This is a genomic window from Duganella margarita (assembly GCF_009857535.1).
Taxonomy (GTDB): Bacteria; Pseudomonadota; Gammaproteobacteria; order Burkholderiales; family Burkholderiaceae_D; genus Rugamonas; species Rugamonas margarita.
This window is the reverse complement of sequence record NZ_WWCS01000045.1, coordinates 1-9,580: the sequence shown is the minus strand read 5'-3', so window position 1 is coordinate 9,580 and position 9,580 is coordinate 1. Positions and strand designations below refer to the sequence as shown.

11 protein-coding genes are annotated in these 9,580 nt (G+C 67.6%); 2 read left to right on the top strand and 9 right to left on the bottom strand.

The features are described from left to right. The 6 genes from GTP55_RS28760 to GTP55_RS29690 all read right to left on the bottom strand — a co-directional run. The coding region (locus tag GTP55_RS28760) for a KdpD family sensor histidine kinase (RefSeq protein ID WP_503826668.1) at positions 1-1,266 on the bottom strand (1,266 nt) is incomplete at its 3' end. Between the two features lie 27 nt (positions 1,267-1,293). Further along, a complete protein-coding gene (gene kdpC / locus GTP55_RS28755; protein WP_161048192.1) occupies positions 1,294-1,905 on the bottom strand; it encodes a potassium-transporting ATPase subunit KdpC in 612 nt (203 codons plus the stop codon). Positions 1,906-1,987: 82 nt separating this feature from the next. Beyond that, positions 1,988-4,111, bottom strand: a complete 2,124-nt coding sequence (kdpB, locus tag GTP55_RS28750) for a potassium-transporting ATPase subunit KdpB (protein WP_161048191.1) — start codon at positions 4,109-4,111, stop codon at positions 1,988-1,990. 9 nt (positions 4,112-4,120) lie between these two features. Next, a complete protein-coding gene (gene kdpA / locus GTP55_RS28745) occupies positions 4,121-5,923 on the bottom strand; it encodes a potassium-transporting ATPase subunit KdpA (protein WP_161048190.1) in 1,803 nt (600 codons plus the stop codon). After that, positions 5,923-6,012: a potassium-transporting ATPase subunit F gene (locus GTP55_RS28740; protein ID WP_161048189.1), complete on the bottom strand. Its 90-nt coding sequence runs from the start codon at positions 6,010-6,012 to the stop codon at positions 5,923-5,925. The genes kdpA and GTP55_RS28740 overlap by 1 nt, the downstream gene beginning before the upstream one ends. Then, positions 6,009-6,101, bottom strand: a complete 93-nt coding sequence (locus GTP55_RS29690; RefSeq protein WP_199240416.1) for a potassium ABC transporter ATPase — start codon at positions 6,099-6,101, stop codon at positions 6,009-6,011. Before GTP55_RS29690 ends, GTP55_RS28740 begins: the two co-directional genes overlap by 4 nt. A gap of 193 nt (positions 6,102-6,294) precedes the next feature. Between GTP55_RS29690 and dapA the strand changes: the two genes are divergently transcribed. Both dapA and GTP55_RS28730 read left to right on the top strand, forming a co-directional pair. After that, positions 6,295-7,221 (top strand): 4-hydroxy-tetrahydrodipicolinate synthase, encoded by a 927-nt coding sequence (gene dapA, locus GTP55_RS28735; RefSeq protein WP_202423910.1) that lies wholly within the window; start codon positions 6,295-6,297, stop codon positions 7,219-7,221. Continuing rightward, on the top strand, positions 7,218-7,808 hold the full coding sequence (locus tag GTP55_RS28730; RefSeq protein ID WP_161048188.1) for a hypothetical protein: 591 nt from the start codon (positions 7,218-7,220) through the stop codon (positions 7,806-7,808). The genes dapA and GTP55_RS28730 overlap by 4 nt, the downstream gene beginning before the upstream one ends. 141 nt (positions 7,809-7,949) lie before the next feature. On the opposite strand, the gene GTP55_RS28725 is transcribed toward GTP55_RS28730, so the two are convergent. The 3 genes from GTP55_RS28725 to GTP55_RS28715 all read right to left on the bottom strand — a co-directional run. Continuing rightward, entirely contained in the window at positions 7,950-8,699 is a 750-nt protein-coding gene (locus tag GTP55_RS28725; RefSeq protein WP_161048187.1) for a TorF family putative porin, read from the bottom strand. A gap of 13 nt (positions 8,700-8,712) precedes the next feature. Further along, positions 8,713-9,303, bottom strand: a complete 591-nt coding sequence (locus GTP55_RS28720) for an AAA family ATPase (protein ID WP_161048186.1) — start codon at positions 9,301-9,303, stop codon at positions 8,713-8,715. Further along, the coding region (locus tag GTP55_RS28715) for a hypothetical protein (RefSeq protein ID WP_229258212.1) at positions 9,300-9,580 on the bottom strand (281 nt) is incomplete at its 5' end. The genes GTP55_RS28715 and GTP55_RS28720, both read right to left, overlap by 4 nt.

The window sequence follows — 9,580 nt, the reverse complement described above, 5'->3', positions numbered from 1 at the left end:
GCTGCCAGCGTTGCCGCGCCAGCTGCCGGCGTTGCCGGCGTCGCCGCCCCAGCCGCCCGGCGCGTGATAGGGATCGGGGTCGGCGTCGGCGTGGCTGCTGCGCGCCGGCGCCGGCTGGTTGCGCGGTACGCCGATTTCGATCAGGTCGAGGTCGGGCGCCAGTTGCGCCAGCCGTTTCAACGGCGCTGGCCGCCACGGCCATGGCCAGCGTCGCTGCGCCCGTCCCAGCACCAGCTTGGACAGGTTGTGGCTGCGCGCGTAGTCCAGCGCGGCCGCCGCCAGGTCGGCGCCGGACAGCACGGCGGTGGTCGCGCCCAGGTCTTCGGCCAGCTTCAAGGTCTTCAGGATCTGTTCGCGCTGCGCCGCCGGCAGCCGTTGCAAGGCCGGGGTTTCCACGTACACCGCGTGCCAGCCGGTGCCCAGCTGGCCGGCCAGCCGCGCCGTGCTGCGCACCGTGTGTTCACCGCCCGGACCGGGTCCGACGCAGGCCAGCAAGGCGGCGCCAGTCTTCCAGATGTCGGCGATCGATTTTTCCACCCGGTAGGCGCGCACGTCGTCTTCGATGCGGTCGGCGGTGCGCCGCAAGGCCAGTTCGCGCAGCGCGATCAGGTTGCCCTTGCGGAAGAAGTTTTTGGACGCCCGTTCGGCCTGCGCCGCCTGATACACCTTGCCGCTTTGCAGGCGCGCCAGCAGTTCGTCGGCCGGCAGGTCGACCAGCACCACTTCGTCGGCCTGGTCGAACACGGTGTCGGGCACGGTTTCGCCGACGCGCACGCCGGTGATGCCGCCCACCACGTCGTTCAGGCTTTCCAGGTGCTGGACGTTGACGGTGGTGAGCACGTCGATGCCGGCGTCCAGCAGTTCTTCGATGTCCTGCCAGCGCTTCGGATGGCGCGAGCCGGGGGCGTTGCTGTGCGCCAGTTCGTCCATCAGGATCAAGGGCGGCTGCGCGGCCAGGGCGCCGTCCAGGTCGAATTCGGCGATCTGCTTGCCGCGGTAGGCCACCTGGCGCGGCGGCAGCAGCGGCAGCCCGGCCAGCATGGCGGCGGTATCGGCGCGGCCGTGGGTTTCCACCACGCCGACCAGCACCGGCTGGCCGTCGGCCTGCAGTTTGCGGGCCGCCGCCAGCATGGCGTAGGTCTTGCCGACGCCGGCCGAGGCGCCGAAGTAAATCCGTAGCTTGCCGCGCGCGGCCTTGCGCTCCTGTGCCTGCACCTGCGCCAGCAGCGCATCGGGGTCGGGTCGTACGGAGTCGGTGGGGAACATGGCCATGCGCGGATTGTACCTTGTGGCTTAGCCGCGCGCCGGGACGTGGCTGGTGGCCGCCGCCTGGTCCAGCGCCAGGTTCAGCGTCAGCACGTTGACGCGCGCTTCGCCGAAGAAGCCGAACCACTGTTTCTGCTGTTCACGGTCGATCAGCGCCAGCACCTGCTCGCTGCTGATGCGGCGCGCAGCGGCGATGCGGCCGGCCTGGTAGCGGGCAGCGGCCAGGCTGATTTCGGGGTCAAGGCCGCTGGCCGAGGCGGTCACCAGATCGACCGGGATGGCGGCCGTGTTGCTGACGCCGACGGCGGCGTCGGCCGCGTGCAGCGCATCGATGCGGCCTTTGACGGCGTCGATCAGGGCCGGGTTGGTCGGGCCCTGGTTGGCGCCACCGGAGCCGGCGGCGTTGTTCGGCATCGGCGCGGTGGCCGATGGCCGGCTCCAGAAGTATTGCGGCGACGTGAAAGCCTGGCCGATCAGCGTGGAGCCGACGGTTTTGCCGTTGACGCTCACCAGGCTGCCGTTGGCCTGGTCGGCAAACGCGGCCTGGCCGATGCCGGTCACGGCCAGCGGGTAAATGACGCCGCAGACCAGGGTCAGCGCGGCAAAGATGGTGAGGGCGGGACGAAGTGGCGATGCCATGGTAAAACTCCTATGCAGCGTCATTCCCGCGCAGGCGGGAATCCATGCTGAGTATGGGCTCCCGCCTACGCGGGAACGACGGTTAGACGAGGTTGAGGGCAGTCAGCACCAGGTCGATGACCTTGATGCCGATGAACGGCAAAATGATGCCGCCGACGCCGTACAGCAGCAGGTTGCGGCGCAGCAGCGCCACGGCGCCGATGGCCCGGTACGGCACGCCCTTGAGCGCCAGCGGGATCAAGACCATGATGATCAGCGCGTTGAAGATCACCGCCGACATGATGGCCGACGCCGGGCTGGCCAGGTGCATGATGTCGAGCGCCTTCAGCTGCGGGTAGGTGCCGACGAACGCCGCCGGGATGATGGCGAAGTACTTGGCGATGTCGTTGGAGATCGAGAACGTGGTCAGCGAGCCGCGCGTCATCAGCATCTGCTTGCCGATTTCGACGATTTCCAGCAGCTTGGTCGGGTTCGAATCGAGATCGACCATGTTGCCGGCTTCCTTGGCCGCTTGCGTGCCGGAGTTCATCGCCACCGCGACGTCGGCCTGGGCCAGCGCCGGGGCGTCGTTGGTGCCGTCGCCGGTCATCGCCACCAGCCGGCCTTCGGCCTGGTAACTGCGGATCAGCTTGAGCTTGTCCTCGGGCGTGGCTTCGGCCAGGAAGTCGTCGACGCCGGCTTCGGCGGCGATGGCGGCGGCGGTCAGCTTGTTGTCGCCGGTGATCATCACGGTCTTGATGCCCATGCGGCGCAGCTCGGCGAAGCGCTCCTTGATGCCGCCCTTGACGATGTCCTTTAGTTCGACCACGCCCATCACGCGGTCGCCGTCGACCACCACCAGCGGCGTGCTGCCGCGGCGCGAGATGTCGTCGACGCTGCGCGCCACCTCGTTCGGGTACTTCTGGCCCAGCGCTTCGACGTACTGGCGCACGGTGTCGGCCGCGCCCTTGCGCACGGCGCGCACGGTGCCGCCGGCCGCCGCCAGGTCGATGCCGGACATGCGGGTCTGCGCGGTGAACGGCACGAAGGTGGCGTTCAGGGTCGCCATTTCGCGTTCGCGGATGTTGAACTTCTGCTTGGCCAGCACCACAATGCTGCGCCCTTCCGGCGTGTCGTCGGCCAGCGACGCCAGCTGGGCGACGTCGGCCAGCTGCTGTTCGGTCACGCCCGGCGCCGGCATGAAGGCCGAGGCCTGGCGGTTGCCCAGCGTGATGGTGCCGGTTTTGTCCAGCAGCAGCACGTCGACGTCGCCGGCCGCTTCCACCGCGCGGCCCGAGGTGGCGATCACGTTGGCCTGCATCATGCGGCTCATGCCGGCCACGCCGATGGCGCTCAGCAGGCCGCCGATGGTGGTCGGGATCAGGCACACCAGCAGCGCGATCAGCACGGTGATGGACACCGGCGCGCCGCTGCCGGCGGCCGCCACCGAGAACAGCGAGAACGGCAGCAAGGTCACGGTGACGATCAGGAACACAATGGTCAAGGCCACCAGCAGGATGGTCAGGGCGATTTCGTTCGGCGTTTTCTGCCGCTTGGCGCCTTCCACCATCGAGATCATGCGGTCGAGGAAGGTTTCGCCCGGATTGGCGGTGACTTTCACCACCAGCCAGTCCGACAGCACCCGGGTGCCGCCGGTGACGGACGAGAAGTCGCCGCCCGATTCGCGGATCACCGGCGCCGATTCGCCGGTGATGGCGCTTTCGTCGACCGAGGCCACGCCTTCGATCACTTCGCCGTCGATCGGGATCACGTCACCGGCTTCGACCAGGATGTAGTGGCCCTTGCGCAGGTCCAGCGCCGGCTGCGGCAGCCAGGTGGTGCCGTGTTTCGGCGTAGCCAGCTTCTTGGCGGTGACGGTCTGCTTCAGGCTGCGCAGCGAGGCCGCCTGCGCCTTGCTGCGGCCTTCGGCCAGCGCTTCGGCGAAGTTGGCGAACAGCACCGTGAACCACAGCCAGACGGCGGTGGCGGCGATGAAGCCGAACGGCGCCTCGCCCTGGCCCAGCAGCGCCTGCACCGCCAGCGCGGTGGTGATCAGGCTGCCGACATAGACCACGAACATCACCGGGCTGCGCAACTGGGTGCGCGGGTGCAGCTTGCGGAACGAGTCGGCGATGGCCGGCACCAGCAGCTGCGAGTCGAACATGTTCAGCTTGCGGACCGGTGGATTGGTAAACAGGGTGGCGTCTTTTTGCGTTGTAGTAGACATGGTGATTCCTTATTGGGCAAACAGCTGCAGGTGCTCGACGATCGGGCCCAGCGCCAGCGCCGGCACGTAGTTCAGCACCCCGACCAGCACCACCACGCCGCACAGCAGGCCGACGAACATGCCGCCGTGGGTCGGCATGGTGCCGGCGTTGGCGTCGAGGCGCTGCTTGCCGGCCAGCGAGCCGGCGATGGCCAGGATCGGCACGATCATGGCGAAGCGGCCGAACCACATGGCGATCGCCAGCATGCTGTTGTAGAACGGCGTGTTGGCCGACAGGCCGGCAAACGCCGAGCCGTTGTTGTTGGCGGCCGAGCTGAACGCGTACAGGATTTCCGAGAAGCCGTGCGCGCCGGGGTTGGCGATGCCGGCCTTGCCGGCGTCGCACAGCACGGCAATCGCGGTGCCGGCCAAGACCAGCGTCGGCGTGACCAGGATGGCGATCGAGGTCATCTTCATTTCATAAGCCTGGATTTTCTTGCCCAGGTATTCCGGCGTGCGGCCGATCATCAGGCCGGCGATGAACACCGCCATGATGGCGAACACCAGCATGCCGTACAGGCCGGTGCCGACGCCGCCGAAGATCACCTCGCCGAACTGGATCAGCAGCATCGGGATCATGCCGCCCAGCGGCGTAAACGAGTCGTGCATGGCGTTGACGGCGCCACACGAGGCGGCCGTGGTGACGGCCGCGAACAGCGTCGAGGCGGAAATGCCGAAGCGGGTTTCCTTGCCTTCCATATAGCCCTGGCTCTGGTCGACGTTGAGCGCCTGCAGCGCCGGATGGGCGCTCTGCTCGGCGCTCATCACCACGCAGGTGCAGATGACGAACAGCAGCGTCATCGCGCCCAGCACGGCCCAGCCCTGGCGGCGGTCGCCGACCAGGCGGCCGAAGGCGAAGCACAGGCCGGCCGGGATGATGAAGATCGCCAGCATCTGCAGGAAGTTGCTCAGCGCGGTCGGGTTTTCATACGGGTGGGCCGAGTTGGCGTTGAAGAAGCCGCCGCCGTTGGTGCCCAGCATCTTGATGGCTTCCTGCGACGCGACCGGGCCCATGGCGATGGTCTGGGTGGTGGCGGTCAGCGTTTCGGTGACCGGCTGGCCCTTGGCGTCCAGCAGCGGCTGGCCGTCGGCGCCCATTTTCGGCTGGCTGTAGGTGACCGGATCGAGCAGCTGCACTTCCTTGTAGGGCGCGAAGTTCTGGATCACGCCCTGCGCCATCAGCACCACGGCCAGGATCAGCGACAGCGGCAGCAGGATGTACAAGGTCGAACGCACCAGGTCGACCCAGAAGTTGCCGATCGATTTGGCCGAGCGCGAGGCAAAGCCGCGGATCAGCGCATAGGCGACGGCGATGCCGGTGGCGGCCGAGAAGAAGTTCTGGCCGGCCAGCACCAGCATCTGGGTCAGGTAGCTCATCGTCTGTTCGCCGCTGTAGCCCTGCCAGTTGGTGTTGGCGACGAAGCTGACGGCGGTGTCGAAGGCCGAATCGGGCGAGACGTTGGCCATTGCCTGCGGGTTGAGCGGCAGCCAGATTTGCAGCCGTTGCAGCGCGTAGGTGGCCAGCGTGCCGAGCACGCTGAACGCCAGCAGCGACAGCGCGTAGGTTTTCCAGCCCTGGCCCTCTTGCGGGTTGACGCCGGCCACGCGGTAGATCAGGCGTTCAATCTTGGCCAGCCAGCCGAAGCCGCGCAGCGGGCTGGTGCCGGCGGCGGCGCCGTCGCCGACGCGCGCCAGCACGATGCCGAGCGGCCAGGCCAGCGCCAGCAGCACCGCCAGGAACACGATCAGCAGGACTATCGATTGCATGCTCATCACAGATCCTCCGCTTTCAGCAGGGCCACCACCAGGTAGACCAGCAGGCCGGCGGCGGCGATCGCGCCGATCAGATAGAACGTGTTCATGGCTGGCCTCCGAGTTTGGCGCAGCCGGCGGCCATGGCCACCGTCAGCAGGTAGAACAGCGCAATCGCGCCGATAAATACTATGTCCATCACACCCTCACAGGTCTTGTTTTGATAGCCTGAAGCTTAGCCAGAAGGGTCTAAAGATTTTGTAAAGACTTGTCGGCGGGGTGTAAACAAAGCGTAAAAATTTATGGTTTCTTTACGCCGGGGCGGCGACTCTTTAGAACATTTTTACGGGCGCTTGGCTACGCTGGTTCCATCGCAACCACCTTGGACTATCATGAATTGTTTACACGGCATCTGGGTGCCGCTGGCCACCCCCATGCGCCACGGCGAAATCGATCTGGCGCAGCTGCAGCGGCTGGCCGAGCGGGTGGTCGACGCCGGCGCTCACGGCCTGGTGGTGTGCGGCACCACCGGTGAAGCGCCGCAGCTGGACCTGGCCGAGCAAAGCGCGGCGCTGGCGGCGGTGCTGGAAGTGGCGCACAAGCGTTGTCCGGTGCTGATGGGCATTGGCGGCAGCGACACCTTTGCCGCCGCCAGCCGCGTGCTGGAGTTCGATGACGAGGATCTGGCCGGCTACCTGGTGTCGACGCCGGCCTATGTGCGGCCGTCCCAGGAAGGGCTGGTGCGCCACTTCGAGACCATTGCCGACGCCACGGCGCGGCCGGTCGTGCTGTACAACGTGCCGGCGCGCACCGGCGTGCAGCTGGAATTGGCCACCGCCCGGCGGCTGGCGCAGCGACCGCAGTTTGCCGCCATCAAGGAGGCCGGCGGCAGCCTGCAGCAGATGACCGATCTGGTGCAGCAGACGCCGTTGTCGGTGCTGTGCGGCGACGATGTGCTGCTGTTTGCCGCGCTGTGCGGTGGCGCGCACGGGGCGATTTCGGCGTCGGCGCATCTCCGCACCGATTTGTATGTGCAGCTGTACGATCTGGTGCGCGCGCAGCGGCTGGCCGAGGCGCGCGTGCTGGCCGGGCGGCTGCTGCCGATGATGCGGTTGCTGTTCTCGGAACCGAATCCGGCGCCGCTGAAGGCGGCGTTGGCGATGCAGGGCCTGGTGCACGACGAGTTACGCCTGCCGATGGTGCCGGCCACCGACAGCTGCCGCCAGCAATTGGCCGCCGCGCTGGAGGTACTCGACGCGCTGCCGCTATATCGGCCAGCCAAGGCCGCACCGCTTGCCCAAATGATGGAGGCCGTATGATCGTCGCCCTGACTGGTGAAGACGGCGACAGCGCCGTGGCCGATCTGGCCGAAGACCTGGCCATGCTGCGCGTGGCGGCCGGCAAGCGGGTGCTGCTGGTCTCGCCCAATCCGCGCCCCTACGATGCGCAACTGTTCGACGATCTGGTGATCGACGCCTCGCTGCGCAGCCAGGACACGGCGCTGGCCCGCGCCAGCGTCATTCTCGCGCTGCTGCGCCCGGAAGCGCTGGAGCGCGACGGTTGTGCGGAACTGCTGGCGCGCCTGAAGGTCATGCAGAGCGTGAATCCGTCCGCACGGGTGCTGGTGACGGTGGCGCACGGCCGCCGGCCCCTTTCCGCGCATCAGGCCGGCTGCGTGCTGGTGTTCGTCGCCCAGCTGCCGCACGCGCGTCTGGCCGACACGCTGGTGCTCGAAGACGGCCACGACACCTACCACTCGCGCCACAGCGAACTGGAACTGCAAGCCTACAAGGAAGACCGCAAACTGTGCGCGCCCGAGGTGCGCCACCTGTACCGCGAGATTTTCCCGCAGCACAGCAGCTACCACCACCTCGGCGCCCTGCTGCCAAGATCCTGCCCGCTATGAGGCGGGAGGATATAGGGTGAGTGTCTGTTTTTCTTGCCGACGTCGCGCGATCCAGGCAACAGGCCGCGATCGCGCGCCTGTTCGTCGGCGCTGAAGGATAGGCAAGCGCCGCCACCGTCGCGGTGCGGCGCCCGCTGCAGCTTAGAACACTTTGCTGAAGGTCAGCTGCAGTGCAGTCTTGCCGAGGAATTTGCCGTTGGCGGCCGAAGTATAAGCCGACTCCTGCGCGTTGGTGCCGATCACGGCCAGCGCGCCGGTCACCGCGCCGAAGTCCTTGGTCAGGCCCAGCTTCCAGTCGGTGTAGGAAGCGGCGTCGTTATGGCGGACATTCTGGCGGCCGCCGTGCAGGTTGACGGTCCAGCCATCGCCGGCGTCGATGTTGGCGCCGATGTCCAGATAGCCGCTGTTCTTGCTGTCGGCAAAACCGAACAGATTGGTCACCGCATGCGAATACTTCACATAGGCCGGACCATAACCCAGCTGGCCATAGATCTCGGTGGTGTTGGCGCTGACCGGCAGGCTATTGGAAGCATACACATAAGTCAGCACGCCGACGTCATACGACACGTCCGCCGATACCTGGCCGCGCTTGCCCGCATACAGGTCCAGCTCCACGTGGCCGTCGCCGCCCGCATCCTTGATCCAGGTGATGGTCGAGGCCCACGCGCCGGCGTACAGGCCGGTCGGGTTGTTGACATAATCGGCGCCGCCCTGCAAGGCCGGCTGCAAGCGCGTCTGCGAAATGCCGCGATAACGGTAATCGCTGATCGCCGCCACGTTGAAGCTGACCGCGTTGTCCGGCACGGCGGCCGGCGTTGCTACCGCGTCTTCGGCGCGCACGGCGGTGGTCAACAGGGCAGCAACGGCTGCGGCGAGTGCTAATTTTTTCATGCTCTACTTTCTATCAGTGGTGGAAAACTTCGCGGTACAGCCCGTCCATATCGGCCGGGGCGGCGCCGCGAATAATGGTGCTGGCCAGCGTCGCCGACATCACCCGCGACGCGTAGGCGCGCGCCGCGGCGCGCTCCTCGTCGCTGGGCGGGACGTCGCCGCCAACCAGGACAAACAGCACGCGCAGGCCCGGATTGAACATGCGCGCAGCATTCAGGCGGGCGATCAGCTTGTACTGGCTGGCAAGATCGACCTGTTGCGGCGTCACCGGCACGTCGATCGGCACAATCGCCAGCCGCGCGGCAATCAGCGCGGCGCGGCTGTCGGCCGTGTCGCGGCCCTCGGTGTCGATGACGATATCGTTGTAGCGGGTGCGCAGCAGTTCCAGCTCGCCGACCAGCGCGCGCCCGCAGATGGCGCGCGCGGCCACCCGCGGCCGCACGCCGGCCGCCGCCAATTCCCTGCACCAGGTGCAGGCGGCGGCGCGCGGGTCGGTGTCGACCAGCAGCACGCGGCGCCCGGCGCGCGCCCGCAGCAGCGCCAGGTTGTTGGCGACGATGGTCTTGCCGGCGCCGCCGCTGTGGTTGGCGACGGCGATGATCATGCGGCGGTCCGCTGGGCCAGCGCCGTCATGCGGCCAAATTCGGCGCCCGGCAAGGCCCGCATCACGGCTTCCATCACCTGCCCGGCCAGCGCCCGCGACAGGCACAGCCAGACCTTGACGCGGGCGCCGTGGTCGCACGCCTCGACCCGCATGAATTCCATGCCGGCGCCGCAGGTGCGCATCACCAGCGCCCGCAGGTCGGTCACGGCAGCGGCGTCCACGGTCAGCTGCATCAGGCAGCCGCGCGGCGCCGCCGCCGGCGCCGCGCGGGGCGTGC

What these genes read in the sequence shown, in the direction of transcription:
- kdpC (WP_161048192.1), bottom strand. Translation starts at nt 1,905, where the DNA reads ATGGCATCGCCACTTCGTCCCGCCCTCACCATCTTTGCCGCGCTGACC.
- kdpB (WP_161048191.1), bottom strand. Translation starts at nt 4,111, where the DNA reads ATGTCTACTACAACGCAAAAAGACGCCACCCTGTTTACCAATCCACCG.
- kdpA (WP_161048190.1), bottom strand. Translation starts at nt 5,923, where the DNA reads ATGAGCATGCAATCGATAGTCCTGCTGATCGTGTTCCTGGCGGTGCTG.
- GTP55_RS28740 (WP_161048189.1), bottom strand. Translation starts at nt 6,012, where the DNA reads ATGAACACGTTCTATCTGATCGGCGCGATCGCCGCCGCCGGCCTGCTG.
- GTP55_RS29690 (WP_199240416.1), bottom strand. Translation starts at nt 6,101, where the DNA reads ATGGACATAGTATTTATCGGCGCGATTGCGCTGTTCTACCTGCTGACG.
- dapA (WP_202423910.1), top strand. Translation starts at nt 6,295, where the DNA reads ATGAATTGTTTACACGGCATCTGGGTGCCGCTGGCCACCCCCATGCGC.
- GTP55_RS28730 (WP_161048188.1), top strand. Translation starts at nt 7,218, where the DNA reads ATGATCGTCGCCCTGACTGGTGAAGACGGCGACAGCGCCGTGGCCGAT.
- GTP55_RS28725 (WP_161048187.1), bottom strand. Translation starts at nt 8,699, where the DNA reads ATGAAAAAATTAGCACTCGCCGCAGCCGTTGCTGCCCTGTTGACCACC.
- GTP55_RS28720 (WP_161048186.1), bottom strand. Translation starts at nt 9,303, where the DNA reads ATGATCATCGCCGTCGCCAACCACAGCGGCGGCGCCGGCAAGACCATC.